The 23394-nt window shown below is 36.9% G+C and carries 21 protein-coding genes; 11 read left to right on the top strand and 10 right to left on the bottom strand.

Annotated features, from left to right (window positions below):
* Nucleotides 1-78: 78 nt before the first annotated feature.
* The 7 genes from NOV28_RS02450 (at nt 79) to NOV28_RS02420 (ending at nt 9290) form a co-directional block, all read left to right on the top strand.
* A complete protein-coding gene (locus tag NOV28_RS02450; protein ID WP_255927212.1) occupies nt 79-531 on the top strand; it encodes a MarR family winged helix-turn-helix transcriptional regulator in 453 nt (150 codons plus the stop codon).
* Nucleotides 532-536: 5 nt separating this feature from the next.
* Nucleotides 537-2930 (top strand): 3-hydroxyacyl-CoA dehydrogenase/enoyl-CoA hydratase family protein, encoded by a 2394-nt coding sequence (locus tag NOV28_RS02445; protein ID WP_255927210.1) that lies wholly within the window; start codon nt 537-539, stop codon nt 2928-2930.
* A gap of 19 nt (nt 2931-2949) precedes the next feature.
* Nucleotides 2950-4131, top strand: coding sequence for an acetyl-CoA C-acyltransferase (locus NOV28_RS02440; RefSeq protein WP_255927208.1), 1182 nt, complete (start codon nt 2950-2952; stop codon nt 4129-4131).
* Nucleotides 4132-4189: 58 nt separating this feature from the next.
* On the top strand, nt 4190-4555 hold the full coding sequence (locus NOV28_RS02435) for a four helix bundle protein (protein ID WP_255927206.1): 366 nt from the start codon (nt 4190-4192) through the stop codon (nt 4553-4555).
* 102 nt (nt 4556-4657) lie between these two features.
* Nucleotides 4658-6436, top strand: coding sequence for an acyl-CoA dehydrogenase FadE (locus NOV28_RS02430; RefSeq protein WP_255927204.1), 1779 nt, complete (start codon nt 4658-4660; stop codon nt 6434-6436).
* A gap of 148 nt (nt 6437-6584) precedes the next feature.
* Entirely contained in the window at nt 6585-8843 is a 2259-nt protein-coding gene (locus tag NOV28_RS02425; protein WP_255927202.1) for a monovalent cation:proton antiporter family protein, read from the top strand.
* 3 nt (nt 8844-8846) lie between these two features.
* A complete protein-coding gene (locus NOV28_RS02420) occupies nt 8847-9290 on the top strand; it encodes a phosphohydrolase (protein WP_255927200.1) in 444 nt (147 codons plus the stop codon).
* Here the strand turns inward: NOV28_RS02420 and rluF are convergent.
* From rluF to NOV28_RS02395, 5 genes are all read right to left on the bottom strand, one after another.
* Nucleotides 9287-10009, bottom strand: a complete 723-nt coding sequence (gene rluF, locus NOV28_RS02415; protein WP_255927198.1) for a 23S rRNA pseudouridine(2604) synthase RluF — start codon at nt 10007-10009, stop codon at nt 9287-9289. The two genes, NOV28_RS02420 and rluF, sit on opposite strands and share 4 nt — an antisense overlap.
* A 15-nt stretch (nt 10010-10024) precedes the next feature.
* The gene (gene truB, locus NOV28_RS02410) at nt 10025-10726 is read right to left on the bottom strand and encodes a tRNA pseudouridine(55) synthase TruB (RefSeq protein ID WP_255927196.1); all 702 of its coding nucleotides are present in this window, start codon (nt 10724-10726) and stop codon (nt 10025-10027) included.
* 124 nt (nt 10727-10850) lie between these two features.
* On the bottom strand, nt 10851-11663 hold the full coding sequence (locus tag NOV28_RS02405; RefSeq protein WP_255927194.1) for an undecaprenyl-diphosphate phosphatase: 813 nt from the start codon (nt 11661-11663) through the stop codon (nt 10851-10853).
* Between the two features lie 92 nt (nt 11664-11755).
* A complete protein-coding gene (locus NOV28_RS02400; RefSeq protein WP_255927192.1) occupies nt 11756-12058 on the bottom strand; it encodes a DUF3098 domain-containing protein in 303 nt (100 codons plus the stop codon).
* 2 nt (nt 12059-12060) lie between these two features.
* On the bottom strand, nt 12061-12960 hold the full coding sequence (locus NOV28_RS02395) for a cell division protein FtsX (protein ID WP_255927190.1): 900 nt from the start codon (nt 12958-12960) through the stop codon (nt 12061-12063).
* A gap of 131 nt (nt 12961-13091) precedes the next feature.
* Here NOV28_RS02395 and rsmA point away from each other — a divergent pair, with 131 nt between their 5' ends.
* Nucleotides 13092-13859 (top strand): 16S rRNA (adenine(1518)-N(6)/adenine(1519)-N(6))-dimethyltransferase RsmA, encoded by a 768-nt coding sequence (gene rsmA / locus NOV28_RS02390; RefSeq protein ID WP_255927188.1) that lies wholly within the window; start codon nt 13092-13094, stop codon nt 13857-13859.
* Here the strand turns inward: rsmA and NOV28_RS02385 are convergent.
* The 5 genes from NOV28_RS02385 to NOV28_RS02365 all read right to left on the bottom strand — a co-directional run bounded on the left by NOV28_RS02385 (nt 13856) and on the right by NOV28_RS02365 (nt 20378).
* Nucleotides 13856-14407: a hypothetical protein gene (locus NOV28_RS02385; RefSeq protein WP_255927186.1), complete on the bottom strand. Its 552-nt coding sequence runs from the start codon at nt 14405-14407 to the stop codon at nt 13856-13858. The two genes, rsmA and NOV28_RS02385, sit on opposite strands and share 4 nt — an antisense overlap.
* 25 nt (nt 14408-14432) lie before the next feature.
* Nucleotides 14433-15197 (bottom strand): TIGR02757 family protein, encoded by a 765-nt coding sequence (locus NOV28_RS02380; protein ID WP_255927184.1) that lies wholly within the window; start codon nt 15195-15197, stop codon nt 14433-14435.
* A 46-nt stretch (nt 15198-15243) separates the two neighbouring features.
* Nucleotides 15244-16158: a ribonuclease Z gene (locus NOV28_RS02375; RefSeq protein WP_255927182.1), complete on the bottom strand. Its 915-nt coding sequence runs from the start codon at nt 16156-16158 to the stop codon at nt 15244-15246.
* Between the two features lie 148 nt (nt 16159-16306).
* Nucleotides 16307-19600, bottom strand: a complete 3294-nt coding sequence (locus NOV28_RS02370) for a cytochrome c biogenesis protein CcsA (protein ID WP_255927180.1) — start codon at nt 19598-19600, stop codon at nt 16307-16309.
* A gap of 127 nt (nt 19601-19727) precedes the next feature.
* Entirely contained in the window at nt 19728-20378 is a 651-nt protein-coding gene (locus NOV28_RS02365) for a protein-L-isoaspartate(D-aspartate) O-methyltransferase (protein ID WP_255927177.1), read from the bottom strand.
* 121 nt (nt 20379-20499) lie between these two features.
* Here NOV28_RS02365 and NOV28_RS02360 point away from each other — a divergent pair, with 121 nt between their 5' ends.
* From NOV28_RS02360 to NOV28_RS02350, 3 genes are read left to right on the top strand one after another with little or no spacing between them, the layout of a single operon-like run.
* Nucleotides 20500-21465 (top strand): Gfo/Idh/MocA family protein, encoded by a 966-nt coding sequence (locus NOV28_RS02360; protein ID WP_255927175.1) that lies wholly within the window; start codon nt 20500-20502, stop codon nt 21463-21465.
* 31 nt (nt 21466-21496) lie between these two features.
* Nucleotides 21497-22387, top strand: coding sequence for a class A beta-lactamase, subclass A2 (bla, locus tag NOV28_RS02355; RefSeq protein WP_255927173.1), 891 nt, complete (start codon nt 21497-21499; stop codon nt 22385-22387).
* 31 nt (nt 22388-22418) lie between these two features.
* Nucleotides 22419-23309, top strand: coding sequence for a 3-hydroxybutyryl-CoA dehydrogenase (locus NOV28_RS02350; protein ID WP_255927171.1), 891 nt, complete (start codon nt 22419-22421; stop codon nt 23307-23309).
* Nucleotides 23310-23394 lie beyond the last annotated feature (85 nt).

Raw genomic sequence — 23394 nt, 5'->3', positions numbered from 1 at the left:
TTACGTAAAACAATGAAAATACTATGCATGCATAGTATTTCTTTATTATATTTGTATAAATCACATCGTAAGATTATTATGGACCATAAAAATAATGATAAAGTTGAGAATGTAGATCTCATTTTGAAGTCGACTTGGCTTGCTGTTTCGAAGATGTATTCTGAATTCGCGCAAGACCATGATGCGACTGCAGTTCAAGCACTTACTCTTTTAAAAATCGATCCTAAAGAGGGAACTAGAAGCACAAATCTGGGACCTAAAATGGCCATTGAACCAACTTCTTTAACTAGAATTATAAAACTTCTGGAAGACAACGGATATATTTATAAAGAAAAAACCACCAATGATAAACGTGAAGTAATCATTAAACTTACTGATAAAGGACTGACCAGCAGAAATTTATCTAAAGAAGTCGTGGTAAATTTCAACAAAAAAGTGGTTGAAAAAATTTCTTCTGAAAAAATGAACATTTTCAAAGAAGTGATGCAAGACATCCTAAAAATAGCAAACGAACTGAATAATAAAAAATAATCAATATGAAAAGACGAATAAAACACGTTACCGTTCTTGGTTCAGGAATTATGGGAAGCGGAATTGCAGCGCACTTTGCCAACATCGGCGTTGAAGTTCTCCTTCTTGATATCGTTCCTTTTGAATTGACGGAAGCGGAACAGAAAAAAGGACTTACCAAAGAAGACAAAGTAGTGAGAAACAGAATCGCTACTGAAAGTTTGGGTAAATTGGTAAAATCAAGTCCCGCACTACTCTACAAAAAAGAATTTGCCGACAGAATTTCTGTTGGAAATTTCGATGATGATTTGCAAAAAATCAAAAATACCGATTGGATCATCGAAGTTGTGGTAGAAAGATTAGACATCAAAAAATCGGTGTACGAAAAAATCGAGCAATTCCGCAAACCGGGAACTTTGGTTTCTTCCAACACTTCAGGAATTCCGATTAATATGTTGGTAGAAGGCAGAAGCGATGATTTCAAACATTATTTCGCGGGAACTCACTTCTTTAATCCGGTAAGATATTTACCGCTTTTAGAAGTTATTCCTACCAAAGATACCGATGCAGAAATCGTGAAATTCTACATGGAATATGGTGCTAAATTTTTAGGAAAAACCACGGTTTTAGCTAAAGATACTCCAGCTTTCATCGCCAATAGAATCGGAGTTTTCTCGATGATGAATTTACTTCACAATGTAAAATCGATTGGTTTAAATGTGACGGAAGTTGATAAATTAACAGGTCCAGTAATTGGTCGTCCGAAATCTGCAACTTTCAGAACTGCGGATGTGGTTGGTTTGGATACTTTGGTTCACGTTGCGAATGGAGTTCACGGTTCTGGTGTAGAAGATGAGCAATTTAAAGGAACTTTTGTTTTGCCGGATTACATCAATTTTATGATGGAAAACAAATGGCTAGGTTCTAAAACCGACGGTGGTTTCTACAAAAAAGTAAAATCTGCTGATGGAAAATCTGAAATTCAAGGGTTAAATTTAGAAACGCTACAATACGAGTTACACGGAAAAGCCAATTTTGCAACCTTAGAATTAACTAAAAACATCGACAAACCAATTGATAGATTTAAAGTTTTAATTGGTGGAAAAGACAAAGCTGGTGAATTGTACAGAAAATCTCTTGGTGCTCTTTTCGCTTATGTTTCTCACAAAATCCCTGAAATATCAGACGAGCTTTATAAAGTAGACGATGCGATGAAAGCAGGTTTCGGTTGGGAAAATGGTCCTTTCGAAATTTGGGATGCAGTTGGCGTTCAAAAAGGAATTGAACTCGCTACAGAAGCAGGTTACACAGTTTCCGATTGGGTAAAATCTGTTGGTTCTTTCTATAAAGTTAATGAGGAAGGTCAAAGCATTTTCTTCGACAAAAATTCTGGAAATTACAACAATATTCCTGGTCAAGAAGCCTTCATTATCCTCGATAATATCAGAAAAAATAAAACTTTGTGGAGCAATTCTGGTTCTGCAATTCAAGATTTAGGAGACGGAATCATCAATTTTGAGATTCGTTCGAAAATGAATTCTCTTGGTGGCGAAGTTTTGGATGGTTTAAACCGTGCAATCGACTTAGCTGAAAAAGAATACGATGGTTTGGTGATTGGAAACCAAGGTGCTAATTTCTCTGTTGGAGCAAATTTAGCGATGATTTTAATGATGGCAATCGAGCAAGATTGGGACGATTTGAATATGGCAATTGCTTATTTCCAAAAATCGATGATGAGAGTTCGCTACTCCTCTATTCCTGTCGTTGTTGCGCCTCACGGAATGACGCTTGGTGGTGGTTGCGAGATGACCATGCACGCTGATAAAGTAGTTGCAGCAGCAGAAACTTACATCGGTTTGGTAGAAACCGGAGTTGGTGTAATTCCTGGTGGTGGTGGAACGAAAGAATTTGCGATTAGGACTTCGAGAGAATTCCACAGCGATGATGTGAAAAACAACCGTCTTCGTGATGCTTTCATGAATATCGCGATGGGTAAAGTGGCCACTTCCGCTTACGAAGCTTACGATATGGGAATTTTAGAAAATCATAAAGACATCGTGGTCGTAAACAAAAATACCCAAATTCTTGAAGCGAAAAAAGTTGCAAAATTAATGGCAGAACAAGGTTACACGCAACCAATTCCTCAAAAAGTAAAAGTTTTGGGTAAAGATGCACTTGGAATGTTCTACGTAGGAACCGATCAAATGTTAACCGGTAATTTCATTTCGGAACACGATAAATTAATCGCTGATAAACTCGCAAACGTTTTGGTAGGTGGAAATCTTTCAGAACCAACCGTAGTTACCGAACAATATCTATTGAACCTCGAAAGAGAAACTTTCTTACAACTTTGTGGAGAAAGAAAAACTTTAGAAAGAATTCAATACATGCTACAAAATGGAAAACCACTTCGTAATTAATCATTAAAATTTACAACAAATGTCAAGACAAGCATATATAATAAAAGGATTCAGAACAGCAGTGGGAAAGGCCCCGAAAGGATCGCTTCGTTTCACCCGTCCCGATGTTCTCGCGGCTACCGTGATTGAAAAATTAATGGCTGCAGTTCCACAACTCGACAAAGACAGAATCGACGATCTGATCGTTGGAAATGCAATGCCAGAAGCTGAACAAGGTTTAAATGTTGCCCGTTTAATTTCGTTAATGGGTTTAAATACCGACAAAGTTCCTGGTGTTACCGTGAACCGATATTGCGCATCCGGAAGTGAAGCGATTGCGATTGCTTCCGCGAAAATCCAAGCTGGAATGGCTGATTGCATCATCGCAGGAGGTACAGAATCCATGTCATATATTCCGATGGGTGGTTACAAACCCGTTCCGGAAACCGAAATTGCAAAAACCAATCCCGATTATTATTGGGGAATGGGCTACACCGCGGAAGAAGTGGCAAAACAGTACAATATTTCCAGAGAAGAGCAAGATCAATTTGCTTTTGAATCTCACATGAAAGCTTTGAAAGCCAATGAAACCGGTGCATTCAAAAACCAAATCGTTTCGATTCCGGTAGAATATAATTTCTTGGATGAAAATCAGAAAATTCAAACCAAAAAATTCGATTTCTCAGTGGATGAAGGTCCAAGAGCAGACACATCTTTGGAAGGTTTAGCAAAACTTCGTCCCGTTTTTGCAAACGGAGGTAGCGTTACCGCTGGAAATTCTTCACAAATGAGTGACGGAGCCGCTTTCGTGATCGTCATGAGCGAAGAAATGGTGAAAGAACTCGGCCTAGAACCTGAAGCAAGACTAGTGGCTTATGCAGCTGCTGGTTTGGAACCAAGAATCATGGGTATGGGACCGGTTTATGCTATTCCTAAAGCACTTAAACAAGCAGGTTTAGAGCTCAAAGACATCGACTTGATCGAACTTAACGAAGCTTTTGCGTCTCAATCTGTTGCGATCAAAAAAGAATTGGGATTAAATCCTGATATTTTAAACGTAAACGGTGGCGCTATCGCACTCGGACATCCACTGGGATGTACTGGAACGAAACTGACCGTTCAACTTCTAGACGAAATGAGAAAACGCGGTAACAAATACGGAATGGTTTCCATGTGCGTAGGAACCGGACAAGGAGCTGCTTCGATATTTGAACTTCTTTAAAGACGAATAGATAATAGACGAATAGATAATAGAGCACGTAATTATTAAACAATTTCTAATGAGTGGTTTTAAAAGACATAATTTCAAGAAGTTGAAAATTTGGCAAATGGGTTTAGATATTGCCAAAAGTGTCTTAGAACTTACCGATTCTTTTCCAATCACTGAGAAATATGGCATAAAAAGTCAGATGGACAGGTGTTCAATATCAATTCCTTCAAATATAGCTGAAGGTTCAAGCCGAACGAATAAATCTTTCAGTCATTTTATTGATATTGCTTTAGGTTCGTCTTTCGAATTACAAACGCAATTGATTTTAGCAAATGACAGAAAGTATATTTCAGATGAAGCTTTAGAAATCCTTGAAATTAAACTTGAAGAATGGCAAAGAGCCACAATGGTATTCCAAAATACTTTGAACGAATAGAAAAAAGAAAAAAAATGACCTATAAATTAAAATCAATTCATTGATCTATTATCTATCCGTCTATCATCTAAAAAAAAAATAAAAAATTAAAATCTAAAAATAATGGCCAATACACTTAAAGGCGGCGAATTTATCATCAAAGATATTCCTGCAAAAGAAATCTTCACTTTAGAAGAAATTAGCGAGGAGCAAAAAATGCTTCGCGAATCCATCAAAGAATTTATTGACAAGGAAGTGGTTCCGCATCATGAACGTTTCGAACACAAAGATTACGCATTAACCGAAGAAGTGATGCGCAAATTAGGTGAAATGGGTGTTCTTGGAGTTGCTGTTCCAGAGGAATATGGCGGTCTGGGAATGGGATTCATCACCACCATGCTTGCTTGCGACATGGCTTCCGGAGCGAATGGTTCTGTAGCAACCGCTTACGGAGCGCATACCGGAATCGGAACTTTACCGATTTTGCTTTACGGTACCGAGGAACAAAAGAAAAAATACCTTCCAGATTTGGCAGCAGGAACTAAATTTGGCGCATATTGCCTTACTGAGCCAGATGCTGGTTCGGATGCAAACTCTGGGAAAACCAAAGCCAGACTTTCCGAAGACGGAAAACATTACATCATCAACGGACAAAAAATGTGGATTTCGAATGCAGGTTTTGCCGATACTTTCACGTTTTTCGCTAAAATTGATGACGATAAAAACATCACCGGTTTTGTAGTAAACAGAAGCGAATTGGAAGATCCTTCAAGCTTAACTTTTGGCGAAGAAGAACACAAATTGGGAATCCGTTCCTCTTCTACTCGTCAGGTTTTCTTCAACGACATGAAAGTTCCTGTGGAAAATCTTTTGGGTGAAAGAAACAATGGTTTCAAAATCGCTTTGAATGCATTGAACGTTGGTAGAATTAAATTAGCTGCCGCAAACCTCGACGGACAAAGAAGAATCTTAGCTCACGCGACTCAATATGCCAACGAAAGAAAACAATTTGGCGTTGCGATTTCTACTTTCGGAGCAATCAGAAAGAAAATTGCTGAAATGGCAACCGGAATTTTCGTTTCCGAAGCCGGTTCTTACAGAGCTGCGAAAGATATTCAAGATAAAATTGATGAATTAATCGCAGGCGGAATGAATCACCAAGAAGCAGAATTGAAAGGCGTTGAAGAATACGCTGTTGAATGTTCTATCCTCAAAGTTTTCGTATCCGATTTAACCCAAAACACCGCAGACGAAGGAATCCAAATCTACGGCGGAATGGGCTTCTCTGAAGATGCGCCAATGGAAGCTGCGTGGAGAGATTCCAGAATCGCAAGAATCTACGAAGGAACCAACGAAATCAACCGTCTTTTGGCTGTTGGAATGCTCATCAAAAAAACAATGAAAGGCGAAATCGATTTGTTGAAACCTGCGATGGCAGTTGGAAAAGAATTAATGGGAATCCCTTCTTTCGAAGTGCCTGATTATTCTGAATTCATGAGCGAAGAAAAAGCCGTAATCGCCAATTTGAAAAAAGTTTTCTTAATGGTTTCCGGCGCTGCACTTCAAAAATACATGATGGAAATTGAGAAACAACAGCATTTATTGTTGAACGCTTCCGAAATCTTGAACCAAATTTACATGGCGGAATCTGCAGTTTTAAGAGCAGAAAAACATTTTGCACCAGACTCTGTGGAAGCAGCAATGGCTCAGTTGAACCTTTACAAAGCCACCGAAAAAATCATCGTAGCAGCCAAAGAAGGAATTATTTCTTTCGCAGAAGGCGACGAACAGCGAATGATGCTTTCTGGCTTAAGAAGATTCACCAAATATGCGAACCAACCGAACGTAATTGCACTTACCGAAAAAGTAGCTGCACATTTCGTAGAAAAAGGTCATTACTAAAATTAGTTTTGAATAATAACAGAACGCCTCAGGAAACTGGGGCGTTTTTTTTATTAATAATAAAAATTTCACCATAAAATAATCAAGAAAGACTTTGATAAATTGTGCCAAAACATTATTTTTGAGAAAAAACTAAGATTTACGCAAGATGGGACACTTACCGAAGCTTATTGAAGATTTAGCATTGATATTAATCGTCGCGGCTTTTGTCGTTCTTATTTTTCGTAAAATCAAGCAACCTTTAGTGTTGGGATATATTATCGCAGGTTTTTTGGTAAGTCCGAATTTCAAGATTTTCCCATCCATCGTCGATAGCGAAAACATCAAAACGCTCGCCGAAATTGGCGTAATTTTTCTCCTTTTCAGCCTCGGACTAGAATTCAGTTTTAAGAAATTGATGAATGTGGGCGGATCTGCTTCTATCACTGCATTTGTAGAAATTATTTTCATTACAGTCGCTGGATATTTCACCGGTAAATTACTCGGCTGGAGCACCATGGACAGTATGTTTCTCGGTGGAATGCTTGCGAGTTCGTCGACCACAATTATCATTCGTGCCTTCGATGAGTTGGGCGTGAAGACGAAGAATTTTGCCAAAACCGTTTTCGGAGTACTCGTGGTGGAAGATATTGTGGTGATTTTGCTGATGGTTTTGCTTTCAACCATCGCGGTTACCAAAGAATTTGAAGGCACCCAAATCCTTTTTACTGTAGCTAAATTGCTGTTCTTTTTGAGTCTTTGGTTCTTGCTGGGAATCTTTTTATTGCCAACTTTTTTAAAGAAAATAAAGAATCTTGTTGACGATGAAATTCTTTTGATTTTGGCAATTGGTTTGTGTCTGGGAATGGTTTTAGTGGCTACCAATGTTGGCTTTTCTGCCGAGTTGGGCGCTTTCGTAATGGGCTCTATTATCGCTGAAACTACCCTTGCAGAAAAGGTAGAACATACTTTAAAATCGGTGAAAGATCTTTTCGGTGCGGTATTTTTCGTTTCGGTGGGGATGATGATTAATTATGAAGCAATGATTACTTACGCATGGCCTATTTTAATTGTCACGCTACTTACTTTGTTCGGAAAAATGATCAGTTCCACATTGGGAGCGCTACTTTCTGGGCAACCGCTGAAACAGTCGGTACAAGTTGGGATGAGTATGGCGCAAATCGGAGAATTTGCTTTCATTGTGGCGACTTTAGGTTTGTCGTTGGGTGTTATTTCAGATTTTCTATTCCCAGTCGCAGTGGGAGTTTCGGCGATTACAACGTTTACAACGCCTTATTTAATTAAATTTTCCGAGCCGTTATACAATTGGTTGGTTAAGGTAATTCCGCCGAAATATCTCGCGAAAATCAATAAATATTCTTCCAATACCCAAAGTATTCAGGCCGAAAACAGCTGGCAAACTCTTTTGAAAAGTTATGGAAGAATCATGGGAATCAATGGGATTATCATTATTGCGATTTATCTGTTATTTTCACGATTTATTATTCCAGCTATCAATGAAAATTTGGACAGCAACGACATTAAAAATATCATTGGCAATGCACTTCCGATTCTTTTTATCCTTCCATTTTTATGGGCTTTAATGGTAAAAAGACCGGGTTCTAGTTCCTACAAAGAACTTTGGACCAAAACCAAATACAATCGCGGTCCTCTATTAATCATCGAAATTGCAAGATTTGCCGTCGGAATCGCTATTTTAGGATTTTTCTTGGATCGTTTTGCTTCTACCACTATTTCTTTCTTTATCACCATTCCGATCGCGATGATTCTTATTATTATCTTCTCGAAAAGACTCAACCGTTTTTATAATAGAATTGAAAAAAGGTTCATCACTAACCTAAACGACAGATCTCAAAAATCTGAAAAAGAAGCATTAAAAAGACTTGCCGGAAACACCGAAGTAATCAACAATCTCGCAGCTTGGGATGTTCACATCATCGAATTGGAGGTAAAACCTTTGGCAGATTTTATTGGTAAAAACCTCAATGAATTACAATGGCGTGAACAATATGGCGTGAACATTGGCTATATCCGAAGAGGTGAAAAACTGATTCACACGCCGGATCGTTTTCAGGTTTTGATGCCATATGACAAAGTCGGAATCATCGCAACCGATGATCAATTCCAAATTTTCAGGACAGTATTTGATAGTCAAGAAGTGGTTGCAGAACAAACTACGGATCATATTAAACTCGGCAAAATTCTCATCAATCACCATTCACCGAAGAAAGGTTTATCCATTCGCGAATCGGGAATTAGGGATAAGACCGATGGATTGGTGATTGCCATCAGAAGAGGCGACGAAAGAATCCTGAATCCAGATTCCTCAGAAATTTTACAAGTCGATGACATTGTTTGGGTTGTAGGAAACGGAAAAAAAATTGAAAAATTAAATATTGAAATTTAAAAAATGACCAAAGAAGAACTGCTAAATAAAGCAATAAAAATCGCTGATAAAGCCCATAAAGGACAAACCGACAAATTCGGTACTCCGTATATTGGTCATGTGATGCGGGTGATGAATTACGGCAAAACTTACGACGAAAAAATCGTTGGCGTACTACATGATGTGATTGAAGATTGTCCGGAAATTACTTACGATTATCTTTTGCAACAAGGTTTTCCTAACGATATCGTATTCGCCATTGAATGTCTTACTAAGAAACCTTCCGATCAAGATTATACGGAATTCATCAAACAAACTGAGCGTTCCGCTTTGGCTGTTTCGGTGAAGCTCAATGATTTAAGAGACAACATGGATTTGACCCGATTTACAAGACCTTTAACCGATAAAGATGCCAAAAGATTGAACAAATATCTGATGGCTTATTTGTATTTAAAGGAAAAGTATTAATCGGCAACTTTCTCGGAATCGCCGAGTAATTCGTTAAGTTCGGTCAATTCCGCTTTGGTTAAATCGCGCCATTTTCCAATCGGCAAATCGAGTTTGATATTCATGATTCTGATTCGCTTCAGCTTTTTCACTTCATAACCCAAATATTCGCACATTCTGCGAATTTGTCGGTTCAAACCTTGAGTTAAAATGATTCTGAACGATAAAGTATCGATCTGTTCCACCTCACATTTATTCGTGATGACGCCTAAAATAGGAACTCCGTTTCTCATTTTATGGAGAAATTGCGGCGTAATGGGTTTATCGACACGCACGATGTATTCTTTCTCGTGATTGTTTCTGGCGCGCAGGATTTTATTCACAATATCACCATCGGAAGTCAATAAAATAAGGCCTTCACTAGGTTTATCCAATCTTCCGACCGGAAAAATCCTTTTCGGATGGTTCACAAAATCGACAATATTGTTTTTTTCGCGTTTGGTATCGGTGGTACAAACAATTCCAACCGGCTTATTCAGGGCGATATACACGTGTTCTTCCTCTGTTTTTCTGATCGAAATACCATCGACCAAGATTTCATCTTCATCGGAAACTTTCGTGCCCAATTCAGGCGCAACGCCGTTCACCGTAATTCTTCCCTGCTCCAACATTCGGTCGGCTTCCCGACGCGAACAGAAACCAACTTCCGAAAGATATTTATTGATACGTGTTTTTTCCATGATGATGAAATATTTTTAAAGACCGTCGGAAAACTTGAAATCATTTTCCAGATATTGTGAAGAAGCGTTTTCTATGGAATAATCGCCGATTTTTGTTCTTCTTAAATTGGTTAAATACGCGCCAACTCCCAATTCCTGCCCGATATCGTGGGCTAAACTTCTGATGTAAGTTCCTTTCGAACAACCGACCGTAAAACGCACAAATGGCAATTCGATTTCGATATTATTCAGATAATGAATCGTGGTTTTTCTCGATTTCATTTCCACTTCTTCCCCTTTTCTTGCCAAATCGTATGCTCTTTTTCCATCGATTTTTATGGCAGAAAAAACAGGCGGTTTCTGCTCTATTTCTCCAACGAATTTTTCTAAAGTTTTTTTGATGAATTCTTCTGAAATATGGGAATAGTCTTGGTGAAGAATTTCAGGTTTTTCGGTGTCGTAAGATTCGGTTTGTACTCCGATTTTAATTTCGGTTAAATATTCTTTTGGCGCATCTTGAATTTCTGGAATTTTCTTGGTGAATTTTCCGGTACAAACGATTAAAAGTCCTGTCGCACGCGGATCCAAAGTTCCTGCATGACCGATTTTGAATTTCTTTGGAAGTTTAAATTCGCTTTTGAGTTTGTATTTCAGTTTATTTACTGCTTGAAAACTCGTCCAATCCAGTGGTTTGTCGAGTAAAATGATTTGTCCTTCTAAGAAATCCTGATCCGTCATTTTGGGAAACTAAATGGGGTGAAACAATCCTTTCTCGCAGCCCGACCTGAGTGGAGCTCTTTTTGCCGCAACGAAGTGGAGGCAAAAAAGCGGGAACGGAGGGCGGAAAAAGCTGCCCAAAAAATTATGCGAATTGTGTAAAATAAATCAATAAAACGATTCCGACGATAATTCGGTACCAACCCCAAGGTTTAAAGCCATATTTCGTTAAAACCCCGATGAAAAACTTGATCGCGATAACCGCAACCACGAATGCGACAACGTTTCCGACTAAAAATAGCATTAAATTATTGCCTTGCATAAGCATTTCGTAACCTTTTTGTTCGAGACCGTTGTGGTTCCAATCTTTCAGGAAAATCGAGTAAGTGGTAACGGCCAACATCGTAGGAACAGCGAGGAAAAACGAGAATTCTGCGGCGGCTTTTCTGGTTAATTTTTGTTGCATTCCACCGATGATGGAAGCAGCGCTTCGGCTAGTTCCGGGCATCATCGCGAGACATTGCCAAAACCCAATGATAATCACACTTTTGTAAGAAATATCTTTCTCGTCATCAACAATCGGAGTTTTGAATAATTTGTCGATAAAGAGCAAAACTACTCCGCCCAAAATCAATACAACTGCGATGGGAACGGGATCGCCGAGAACAGCTTCAATTTTATCATCGAACAATTTTCCTAAAACCAAAGCCGGAATTACCGCAACTGCCAATTTCAGGTAAAAATTAATGTTTTTGAAATCGAAAAACTTTTTCCAATATAAAAATACTACCGCGAGAATCGCTCCAAATTGAATGGAAACCTGAAACATTTTCACAAATTCATCTTCCTGAATCCCGAAAATGGAACTGGTGAAAATCATGTGTGCGGTGGATGAAACGGGAAGATATTCGGTTAAACCTTCGATGATGGCAATGATGATTGCTTTGATTAAATCCATTTTAATGAAATGTTTTTATTAAAAAAAATTTGTCAAAGCGAATCTCAATAAAATACGACTTTGACAAAAATTTGGGAATGAATGTTCTAATTTTATTTATTTCTTTTCAAAATCGCATAAACTTCTACAGCAAAACCAGCGATGACCAACAGCGGTGCAATACGAATTCTACGGATGGAAAAAATGTCTTCGTTCCAAGAAGTGGGATCGTATTTTCCGTCAACGGTATTGGCATCAGCTCCCATCATTAAAAGAAAACCTACCACAATTAGCGCTAAACCAATGAGCATGAATTTATAATTTTCTTTGCTGAAATAGAAGCTATTTTCCTTAGGAACTTCTACTTCTTTTGCTCCGATATTGTCAGCGGAAAAGTTTTTATTTTTTTTTGCCATTTTTAAGAATAATATAAATCATCAACATTAGATCTTAAGAATCTCCAAGTTGCGAAAATAGTACTGATTACGGTGATTAAAACACCAAGAAGGAAAATTCCAACTACCAAAATAATCAATTGATTATTGTCTTGAGCAAATGGAGTTCCGATTTGGGTAATGAAATAATACCAAGCTCCGAAAAGCACCGCTAAACCAAGAATTGCACCGATGATTCCTAGGATAATTGCTTCTTTGATGAATGGTTTTAAGATAAATCTACGTTTCGCACCAACCAACTGCATTGTCTTGATAATGAATCGTTTAGAAAATATTTTCAATCGAATTGAATTATTGATAAGTACAACAGCTAAAATCAAAAACAAGATCGAAAATCCTAAAATCCATTTCAAAATATTGTTAAGATTGTTGTAAACTTCCACCATCAAAGTGCTGTTGTTTTTTACATCAACAATTCCAGGTGTGGATTTGATTTGCTTGATGGCTTCATCAATTTTTACAGGATCTACATATTCAGGTTTCAAGGCAATTTCCACTGAAGAAGGGAAAATATTCTCTTCGAAAAGTGCGCTGCTTTCAATTCCCATGCTTTTTTTGGCTTCTTGAGCAGCCATTTCGCGGCTGATGTAAGTTGCGCGTTTCACAGGAGTCAAACCTTGAATTTTTTGGAAAGCTTCAGCTTCTCTTTTTACAATTTTCGCAGAATCTTTTGCATCATAATTTTCATCAAAATAAGCATTCACTACCAATTGTTCCTTGATATAATCGGAGTATTTTTGCGCATTGATGAGTATAAGTCCCATTAATCCTAATAAAAATAACACCAATGCAATACTGATCACCACTGTAATATTGCTTGAGCGAAGCCGTCTCTTGTTAAAATCTTCAACTGTCTTTGCCATTAAATAAAAAATTTCTGCTAAAATAGAAAAAAACTTCCGTAATTTGCGGAGAATCCAAGAAAATCGGTGTTAAAAAAAACATAAAGAAAATCTTCCTTGCACCGTTTTTTCATTAATTGAATACTGAATTTATGAGCGTTAGAGCCAAAAAACATCTCGGTCAACATTTCCTTACGGACGAAAATATTGCACAGAAAATCGTAGAAGGACTAAGTCTGGAAAATTATAAGAAAATTCTGGAAGTTGGTCCCGGAATGGGCGTTCTTACGAAATATCTTTTGGATAAAGATGCTGAAGTTTTCGTTGCAGAAATCGATACCGAATCGGTGGCTTATCTGAAAAATCATTATCCGAAATTGCAAGAAAACCATTTCACAGGCGACTTCCTGAAGATTAATATTGCGGAAACTTTCGGTGATCAAGTCGCGGTAATCGGGAATTTCCCTTATAATATTTCGTCTCAAATTTTATTTAAAATCATCGATTTTTATGAAAATGTGCCGGAAATGGTCGGAATGTTTCAAAAAGAAGTTGCCGAACGAACTGCCGCCATTCCACGAACCAAAGATTACGGGATTTTATCGGTTTTGGTTCAGGCGATTTATGATGTGAAATATCTTTTTACAGTTCATGAAAATGTCTTCAATCCGCCACCAAAAGTAAAATCCGGTGTAATCCGATTAACAAGAAATCCTAAAGAAGGTTTGGCTGGAAATGAGGTTTTATTTAAACAAATCGTGAAAGCAGGTTTCAACCAAAGACGAAAAAAATTGTCAAATTCTTTAAAAGTTTTGGAAATTCCGGAATTTCTGAAAAATCATCCTTTTTTGGATCAGCGCGCGGAAGAACTTTCTGTTGAAGATTTTATTTCTTTCACTAATGAATGGAAAAACGCCTAGTTTTCTGGCGTTTTTTCTTCTGAATTTTCATCATTTTTTTTCAAATCTTCAAGCTGTTCTTGCAGTTTTGCAATCACTTCACGAAGTGCTTTGATATCGTTCTTGTTGGATGAAACATTGCTTTTCAGCATTACATTTCTCGCTCTTTCGATGTGATCGTCTTCGTCTTCATCTTCGGCAATATCTTCGATATCTTCCTGAATATCATCAATATCTTCACTAATTTCCTCAATATCCTCGCTGATTTCTTCAATGTCATCTTGAATTTCTTCGATGTCTTCGCGAATGTCTTCAATGTGTTCGTGGCTGCGATTTACCGACATTTGAATGAAAATCGAGAAATAAATCGCTTCCAAAGACAAAACCGTTGTGAGTACCAAAAGCATTTTATCAACCGAAACTACTCCGAAAACCGGCAACAAAAATGCCGTGATAAAAACCAGTGAATGTACAATGAGTGAAGGAACAGAACCGATCCACCACATAATTTTATCCGTCACTTTTGCAAGAAACTGAATATTTCTTTCGCGTAATTCTTTTCGGCTCATTTTTTTTAGATTTCTGCAAAATTACTCAAAAATCTTTCGAAACACCTAAGCCAAACAAAGCAAAGTCGTATTTCGCAGGATCTTCTGCATTAAATTTTCTTAACACCAAATCCATTTCTTCCACCGTTTTCCAATCGTTTTGTTTTCTTTGAATTAAATTGAGTTTTCGGGAAATATTTCCGGTATGCACATCCAAAGGAATCGAAAGAAATTTCTGATTTAGGTTTTCCCAAATCCCGAAATCTACGCCTTTTCGGTCTTTTCGAACCATCCAGCGAAGAAACATCATCAATCTTTTTGCTGAAGAATTTTTGTACGTTGAACTTACGTGTTTATGGCTTCTGTGAAGGTTTTCCCCAAGAAATTGCGTTCTGAATCTTTCTAATGAATGATAATAATTAGTTTCATTTTCTTTCATTAAAAATAAATTTTCCAAGCTGTCATTTTCCTGATAAATTCGTTTGAAATTTAAGATAAATTCCCGAAAATCTTCTCCGTTAAATGTTCTATGAATGCTTTTTCCTTCTAAAAAACTCAAATCTTTCCGCGAAGCATTTTTCACAAAATCAAATGGCGAATTTTCCATCAAATTCATCATTTTTTCGGCATCATTGATGATCGATTTTCGGTTTCCCCAAGAAATTGTTGCAGACAAAAATCCTGCAATTTCAACATCCTGTTTTAAAGAAAAACGATGCAGAATCTGAATTGGATCATGCTCGATAAACTCGGGGTTGTTGTAGAAATCTGCTTTTTCGTCAAGAAAAATTTTTAATTCATCAAAATTCATGGTAAAAAAAATGATTGCGCAAAAATGAAAAATTCAATTAAAAAAATTAAATTTTAACTGGCTCCAACGCTTTTGGTAAAAACGAATTCGGGAAAACTTCCTTCGCTTCATCGGTGAACACATTTAAATCGTGATATCGGTTTGAAAAATGTCCTAAAATCAATTTTCCGACGTTGGCTTTTCTGGCAATTCGGGCAGCTTCCAAAGCGGTTGTATGACCTGTGTAATCAGCCATTTCTTTCAAATCATGAAGAAAAGTAGATTCGTGGTACAACACATCCACATTTTCAATAATCGGTAAAATAGATTCTAAATATCGAGTGTCGCTACAAAACGCGTAAGAAACAGATTTGCTCGGTTCGGTAGTGAGAATTTCGTTTTTTAAAACATAACTATCACTCAAAATAAAGTCTTTCCCGAGCTTTAAATTATGATAATCGCAAGTTTCTATTTCTGAATATTTTGAGATTTCTGCCATATTAAGATGGCGTTCTTTCGGTTTTTCACGGAAGAGATATCCGTTACAATAAATCCTGTGATCAAGGGGAATAGTGTAAACTTCTACCCGATTATCTTCGAATACTTTCTCTGATTTTTTGCTTTCAAGTTCATGGTAAATCACTTCAAAACCTTTGTGCGTTTCCGTAATTTTGAAAATGGTTTCCATCATTTCTTTGATTCCTTTCGGACCGTAAACATGAAGCGGAGTTTCTCTGCCCAAAAGTCGGAAAGACGCAATCAATCCCGGCAAACCAAAGCAATGATCGCCATGAAGGTGAGAAATAAAAATATGGTTAATTTTAGAAAATCTCGCTTTCGTTTTTCGAAGCTGAACTTGTGTACCCTCACCGCAATCGATTAAAAAAGCACGTTCTTCCATTTCGAGAAACTGAGCAGTTGGAGAAGAATTCACCGTAGGAATCGCCGAATTAAAACCGAGAATGGTAAGATAAGTACTCAAACTTTTGGGTGGTGGGTTTAAATGTTAATGTATTTCAATACAAATCTAATGAATATTTGCTGAAATTGAACAACAGAGGTAATATTTAAAAATTTTGACAAAAAAAAACCCGAAAGCGAATTCGGGATTTTATGATGATTTGAAGTTTTTATTTCTTTAATTCTTTAAATCTGAAATAAGAAACGATTGATAAAACAAGCATCGTTGACAAACCGATATACACCCAAGCCGGAACCGGAACCGGATCTCCTGCTGCGTAGGAATGTAATCCGCTCAAATAATAATTTACTCCAAAATAGGTCATTACCATTGAACAAAATGCAAACATCGTTGCAACATTGAATGCCCATCTGCTTCTCAAACCTGGAACCAATCTCATGTGTAAAACGAAGGCATAAACCATAATGGAAATAAACGCCCAAGTTTCTTTTGGGTCCCAGCTCCAGTATCTTCCCCACGATTCATTTGCCCAAATTCCGCCTAAGAAATTCCCAACCGTTAATGCAAAAAGTCCGATGGTCAAAGACATTTCAGATACAATACTTAATTCTTTCAAAGTAGTATCGTGGTGGATTTTGTATAATTTTTTACTTGAAATAATATAAAATACCAAAGTAATCACCGCAATAATCATCGACAAAGCGAAGAAACCGTAACTTGAAGTGATAATCGCAACGTGAACAATCAACCAGTAAGATTTAAGTACCGGAACAAGCGGTGTAATCTGCGGATCGAGAGCGGAACCACCATGAGCAAATCCCATCATGATGACCGCAACCATGAATCCTGCTGCTGGAATCAATGCATTTGAATTTCGATAAAGGAATAATCCCGCGGAAATTCCGACCCAAGAAATAAAGATAATCGCTTCGTATCCATTACTCCAAGGCGCGTGTCCCGACATATACCATCTTGCGATAAGTCCAAGGAAGTGTGCGAAATATCCGATACAACCAATCGCAATAATGACTTTAATTACTTTATTTAAAATTTTGTTTGGTTTAAATAAATCTACAAATCCTAAAATAAGCAACAAACCTCCGATAATTGTGTAGAAAATCAGAAGTTTAAAGTAAAGGTTTAGTTGATTCATGAAAACTTCTACATCTACTTTCGATTGCGAAGGAATCACATTTTTACCCCAAGTTTTCTGGTAATCTTTTAATTTGATTAATTCTGCATCAGCTTTTGCCCAATTTCCGTTTTGTTGAGCTTCCAAAATACTTGAAAAATAAGGACCCATCACTTTTTGTGAAGCTTCGTCCGGTTCAAAATTTTGGTCAAGCCAAGAATGCCAAGTGTTGTTCGGATCGTTTTGTACTGGAACAATTCTCATAAACTGACCACTGAAAAATTCGTTGAAAGCCTGAACTCTATCGTTGAGATCAATTACCGCTAAATCATATTTACTTTGTTCCGCCGGTTTTTTTCGGAAAGCTGCTTGATAATCTGCTTCCAAAACATAGTGCAACTGGCCTGATTTGTCCGCAGGAAACATATTCATTAAAGAAGTATAACCATCTTCATTAGCTTTTACTTTCTTTTTCAATTCGTCGCCGCCGTTAATTACTTTAATCAAAGGAACCATTGTCCAACTCGGAGTATCAGTATTAATCGACAAAAACCATTGATTTGCTGTCAATGTTTTTCCATCGCTACCTCGGAATTCATCTCTTTTATAAAGTTTTCGAAGAACATCTAAAGCCTGAGTATTCATCGGAACGATTCGTCCTTCGTAATTCTGAACCAAAAGATATCCGAATTTGTCTGCATGTTCTTTTGAAATACGGTTTCTGGCGATAATTTCATCCGCAGAAATCATTTTTGGAGATTTTAATGCAAATGAACTGGCTGTTTCTTTCGGTGCAGGTTCTTCCATCAAAAGTGCATCTGCATTTCCGTGGTTGTGTCCATCACTTGCGGAATGCGTTTGTTTTCCGGAACCATCTGTTCCGTGCGTGTCGATTTCTTGTGCACTGAAATTTAAACTTAATAAAAGCAATAAAACAGTTACCACTCTTTTCTTATTCACCGATTTTAAATTTTCATTAAGCTTCCAGAAATGAGAACCTTTCCAGAAGAACGTTACAAACATTCCTAAAAACAATAAAGCATAACCGATATATGAAATCAAAGTTCCCCAGAAATCGTGGTTTACAGAAAGTACGGTTCCTTTTCTATCTGGATCGAAACTCGCCTGGAAAAAACGGTAACCGCCATGATTTAAAACGTGGTTCATATAAATTTTATAAGGCGTTTGTTTGCCTTGGTCGATGATCTGAACATGGCTTTCATAAGCACTTGGCGATGAACTTCCTGGGTAAGTTTCCATCACGAATTTGTCTAATTTCAAAGAGAAAGGGGTGTTGTAAACTTTCGGTCCAAAACCAAGAATAATGTTCATTCCATCGATTGCAATTTGTTTGAACGCATTTGGATTTCCTTTTTCTACCGAAAGATCCACGATTTGTTTTGTTTTCGGTCCTTGAACTTCAACCGTCAATTGATCTGGAACATCCTTATCTTTCTTTCTATCACCTTCATAAGCGATGAGTTTTCCTTTCTTTAAACCTTCTGGAACAACCAATTTCAGGTCATTAACAGTGTAAAGGCTTCTCAAAGCCAATGGTTGGAATTCGTCTTTTTTCGTGGTTCCGGTTGCTTGTGTTGCCATCGTCATGAAATTAGCATCGACAGGCGTTTTGATCATTAAATTCCCATTATCATTTCGAAATTCTACAGCACCTTCAATCGCGCGATTGTAAGTAACCAAAGTTCCGTTGATCGATTTAGCTTCTCCAGATTTGATATAAAAATTCTCTCGGCCTTTATTTCCTGCAGAAACCAAATGCAAAAATTCTATTCCGTTGTTATCAGCAATTAAACTGTCTTTTTTTCTCTGAATAAATTGCAATTGCTTTACATTGATTTGTTTTCCGTGGTAATCGTAGCCAGCTTTGAAAGTTTTTCCAAAAAGTTGAGCAATTAATTTTGTTTTTTTAGCTTCATCGGAAATCATGGTAAAAGGAACATCTTGATAATTCAATACATCTCCTTTTTCTTCAATTTGAATTTTAAAATAATTTTTGTCAGTAATTACCTCGTTTGAAGTTTCTCCTTCGCGGATGTGCATGATACCTTCATAACTAATATATCGCGTGATTGCACCTCCAATAAAAAGAAGAATAAATGAAAGGTGAAACACCAAAACCGGCCATTTTTCTCTGCGGAAAAGTCGGTATCTCGAAATATTTCCAATAAAATTTAAAATGAGAAGAAACATAATTGCTTCAAACCATTTTGCTTCATAAATTAAAGCTTTTGCGGCAGGAGTACCAAAATCGTTTTCCAGGAAAGTTGCATACGCCATCGAAATAGCAAAAACCAGCAACAAAATCGCCATCGTACGCGTCGAAATAAGAATGTCTTGGAGTTTTTTCATTTTTTTGAAACTATCGGATTAAATCAAAATTCAAATAGTTGCAAAAATACGTTAGTTATTCTTAAAAACCGAATTTGAAAGATGTTATTTATCAGTTTCTATGAAATTCTAAAACCACCAAAATCAATTACTGATTCGTATTATTAAGCATCGGTACAAATTTATAAGCACCGAATTCTTCTTTTATAAATTCTTTTTCAGATTTTTTGGTAAACCTTGTTAGGATTTGTTCCTCAGTTTTCCCAAGCGGAATCACCATTATTCCGCCAATTTTCAGCTGATGAAGAAGTTCTGTTGGTAAAATTTCAGCACCGCAAGTCACCAAAATTTTATCAAAAGGCGCGAAAGTTGGCAAACCCGCAAAACCATCGCCAAAGCTCTGAAATTTTGGTCTTAAATGAAGTTCACGAAGTTTTTTCTGCGAGAAATCGTGCAGTTCTTTTTGTCGTTCAATCGTATAAACCAACGCATTCATAGCCACCAAAACAGCGGTTTGGTAACCACATCCGGTTCCTATTTCCAGCACTTTTTCTTTCTCTTTTAGTTGTAGCAATTCCGTTTGTTCTGCCACTGTTGAAGGATGCGAAATGGTTTGTTTTGCCAAAATCGGAAACGCGCGATCTTCGTAAGCGAAATCTTCAAAAATACTTTCCAGGAAAAGATGTCGCGGCACTTCATTCATTGCTCTCAAAACATTTTCGTCGGAAATCCCGATTTTTTCCCGAAGATATTCTACCAAAATTTTTCTTTTCCCTTTATGTAAAAATGAGTCCTGCATGTGACAAAAATAGGAATTTTAGTTGATTTTTTCTAGCTGATCATGGTCTGAAATTAAAAAACAATGAACACTCAACTCTCAACTGACAACTAATTATTATCTTTGAAAAAATTAATTTTCTATGCTAAAAGCAGGTTTAGTCGGCGCCGGACATCTCGGCAAAATCCATTTAAGATTATTGAATCAATCGGAAAAATATGAGTTAGTTGGTTTTTATGATGCTGATCAGGAAAACGGAAAAAAAATAGAAGCAGAATTTGGATATCGATATTTCGATAATTTTGATGATTTACTAAAGGAAATCGACATGCTCGATATCGTAACTCCAACTGTTTATCACTACGATTATGCGATGAAAGCGATACAAAATCACAAGCATTTTTTCATCGAAAAACCGGTCACACAAACGCTTCAACAAGCAGAAGAAATCCTTTATAAATGTAGAGAATTTGGCATCAAAGCGCAAGTTGGACATGTTGAAAGATACAATCCAGCTTTTATTGGTTCCAAAGAATTTATTCACAATCCGATGTTTATCGAAATTCACCGTTTAGCGGAGTTCAACCCGCGCGGAACCGATGTTTCGGTGGTTTTGGATTTAATGATTCATGATTTGGATATTTTGCTTTCTATTGTAAAATCTAAGGTGAAAAACATTCATGCTTCCGGAGTTTGTGTGGTTTCGAAAACGCCGGATATTTGTAATGCGAGAATTGAATTTGAAAACGGTTGTGTTGCGAATTTGACGACTTCTAGAATTTCGATGAAAGCGATGAGAAAATCTAGATTTTTCCAACAAGATGCTTATATTTCAGTTGATTTCTTAGAGAAAAAAGCAGAAGTAATCAGAATGAAAGAAGCGCCGGAAAACCCTTCCGATTTCGATATGATTATTGAAAATGCAGAAGGCGAAAAGAATCAAATTATTTTTGAATATCCTAAAATTCAAGCGAATAATGCGATTCTAGATGAATTAGAAAGTTTCGCCGACGCCATCAACGAAAATCGCGAAGTAGAAGTTTCTTTGGAAGACGGAACGGAAGCTTTGAAAGTGGCTTTGGAAATTATGAAATTAATTTCTAATTAATTGAATTTCTGCGAATTCCATAAACTTAAGAATGAAAAAACTCACTTTGCTTTTCTTGTTTTTTTCTCTGATCAGTTTCGCTCAAAAAGCTGAATTGAAAAAGGAAATTTCAAAAATTACCAACGGAAAGAAAGCCACTGTTGCTGTTTCCGTTTTAGGAATTGATTTTCCTTTTAAATATAATAATGAAAACGCGGAGAAAAAACTTCCGATGCAAAGTGTATTCAAATTCCATATTGCTTTGGCGGTTTTGGATTTGGTCGATCAAGGAAAATTGGATTTAAACCAGAAAATTTTCATTAAAAAATCTGAACTTTTACCCAATACTTGGAGTCCAATTCGTGAGAAAAATCCAGAAGGAAACTTTGAAATGCCCATTTCTGAGTTGATAGAATATACCGTTGCAATGAGCGACAACATCGGTTGCGACGTACTTTTAAGATTAATTGGCGGACCAAAAATTGTTCACAATTATTTGATTTCAAAAGGTGTAAAAGACACACAAATTGTGTACAACGAAGAAATAATGCAAAGTGCGTGGAAAAATCAGTATGAGAATTTCACCACGGTGAAATCTGCTACAAAATTGTTGAAAGAATTCTACGAAGGTAAAATTTTATCAAAAAAATCAACAGAATTTTTGTTGGGCGTGATGTACAGAACTTCTACAGGTTTAAATAAAATTGTAGAACAATTGCCAAAATCGACAAAAGTTGCACACAAAACCGGTTCTTCTGGTCATAATGATGAAGGTTTAATTGGTGCAGAAAACGATATCGCCATCATCACTTTACCCAACGGAAAAACATACGCAATCGCGATTTTTGTAAGTGATTCTACGGAAAATTATGATGATACTTGTAAATTGATTTCGGATGTTTCTAAAAAAGTTTGGGATTTTCTGAACACTTCAAAAAACTAAAATTTAATTCAAAAATAAATTTAAAAATAAAATGAAAAACATCGTCGTAATAGGAGCTGGAACTATGGGAAACGGAATTGCCCATACTTTTGCGCAAACTGGTTTTAAAGTAAATTTGGTAGATGTTTCTGAGCAAGCTCTGCAAAAAGGAATTTCTACGATTTCTAAAAATTTGGACAGAATTATCGCCAAAGGAAATCTTACCGAAGAACAAAAAGCCGAAACTTTAGGAAATATTTCGTCGTTCACTCAACTTTCTGAAGCTTGTGGAAATGCTGATTTAATCGTAGAAGCAGCAACTGAAAACCAAGATTTGAAGTTGAAAATTTTCAAACAAATGGATGAATTGGCTCCTGAAAATTGCATTTTGGCAACCAACACTTCCTCGATTTCAATTACCAAAATTGCAGCTGCGACGAAACGCCCAGAAAAAGTAATCGGAATGCACTTTATGAATCCTGTTCCGATTATGAAATTGGTGGAAATCATCAAGGGTTACTCTACTTCGAAAGAAACTTTTGATGCGATTTTCGAAATGTCGAAAACTTTAGGGAAAGTTCCTGTGGAAGTGAACGATTATCCAGGTTTTGTGGCGAACAGAATCCTGATGCCGATGATAAACGAAGCGATTGAAACTTTGTACAACGGCGTTGCAGGAGTTGAGGAAATCGACACGGTGATGAAATTGGGAATGGCGCATCCAATGGGACCGTTGCAATTGGCTGATTTTATCGGATTAGACGTTTGTTTAGCGATTTTATATGTGATGTATGACGGTTTCAAAAATCCTAAATACGCACCGAATCCGTTGTTGGTAAATATGGTAATGGCAGGAAAATTAGGTGTAAAATCCGGTGAAGGTTTCTACGATTATTCCGAATCTAAAAAAGCAGAAAAAGTAGCGAAAATGTTCCAACGCTAATTCTGAAACTCAATAAATTCTCTCGCTGATTCAGCTAATGATGCAGATTTCTAGTAATAATCTGTAAATTTGTTGAATTAGCGAT

Source organism: Kaistella montana (assembly GCF_024436175.1).
In the GTDB taxonomy this organism is placed as follows: Bacteria; Bacteroidota; Bacteroidia; order Flavobacteriales; family Weeksellaceae; genus Kaistella; species Kaistella montana.
Note: the sequence above shows the minus strand (reverse complement) of the source record. Positions and strands in the feature narration are given on the sequence as shown.

Bases quoted from the DNA above. Each gene is read 5' to 3' on its own strand.
- NOV28_RS02450 (WP_255927212.1), top strand. From the start codon at position 79: ATGGACCATAAAAATAATGATAAAGTTGAGAATGTAGATCTCATTTTG.
- NOV28_RS02445 (WP_255927210.1), top strand. From the start codon at position 537: ATGAAAAGACGAATAAAACACGTTACCGTTCTTGGTTCAGGAATTATG.
- NOV28_RS02440 (WP_255927208.1), top strand. From the start codon at position 2,950: ATGTCAAGACAAGCATATATAATAAAAGGATTCAGAACAGCAGTGGGA.
- NOV28_RS02435 (WP_255927206.1), top strand. From the start codon at position 4,190: ATGAGTGGTTTTAAAAGACATAATTTCAAGAAGTTGAAAATTTGGCAA.
- NOV28_RS02430 (WP_255927204.1), top strand. From the start codon at position 4,658: ATGGCCAATACACTTAAAGGCGGCGAATTTATCATCAAAGATATTCCT.
- NOV28_RS02425 (WP_255927202.1), top strand. From the start codon at position 6,585: ATGGGACACTTACCGAAGCTTATTGAAGATTTAGCATTGATATTAATC.
- NOV28_RS02420 (WP_255927200.1), top strand. From the start codon at position 8,847: ATGACCAAAGAAGAACTGCTAAATAAAGCAATAAAAATCGCTGATAAA.
- rluF (WP_255927198.1), bottom strand. From the start codon at position 10,009: ATGGAAAAAACACGTATCAATAAATATCTTTCGGAAGTTGGTTTCTGT.
- truB (WP_255927196.1), bottom strand. From the start codon at position 10,726: ATGACGGATCAGGATTTCTTAGAAGGACAAATCATTTTACTCGACAAA.
- NOV28_RS02405 (WP_255927194.1), bottom strand. From the start codon at position 11,663: ATGGATTTAATCAAAGCAATCATCATTGCCATCATCGAAGGTTTAACC.
- NOV28_RS02400 (WP_255927192.1), bottom strand. From the start codon at position 12,058: ATGGCAAAAAAAAATAAAAACTTTTCCGCTGACAATATCGGAGCAAAA.
- NOV28_RS02395 (WP_255927190.1), bottom strand. From the start codon at position 12,960: ATGGCAAAGACAGTTGAAGATTTTAACAAGAGACGGCTTCGCTCAAGC.
- rsmA (WP_255927188.1), top strand. From the start codon at position 13,092: ATGAGCGTTAGAGCCAAAAAACATCTCGGTCAACATTTCCTTACGGAC.
- NOV28_RS02385 (WP_255927186.1), bottom strand. From the start codon at position 14,407: ATGAGCCGAAAAGAATTACGCGAAAGAAATATTCAGTTTCTTGCAAAA.
- NOV28_RS02380 (WP_255927184.1), bottom strand. From the start codon at position 15,197: ATGAATTTTGATGAATTAAAAATTTTTCTTGACGAAAAAGCAGATTTC.
- NOV28_RS02370 (WP_255927180.1), bottom strand. From the start codon at position 19,600: ATGAAAAAACTCCAAGACATTCTTATTTCGACGCGTACGATGGCGATT.
- NOV28_RS02365 (WP_255927177.1), bottom strand. From the start codon at position 20,378: ATGCAGGACTCATTTTTACATAAAGGGAAAAGAAAAATTTTGGTAGAA.
- NOV28_RS02360 (WP_255927175.1), top strand. From the start codon at position 20,500: ATGCTAAAAGCAGGTTTAGTCGGCGCCGGACATCTCGGCAAAATCCAT.
- bla (WP_255927173.1), top strand. From the start codon at position 21,497: ATGAAAAAACTCACTTTGCTTTTCTTGTTTTTTTCTCTGATCAGTTTC.
- NOV28_RS02350 (WP_255927171.1), top strand. From the start codon at position 22,419: ATGAAAAACATCGTCGTAATAGGAGCTGGAACTATGGGAAACGGAATT.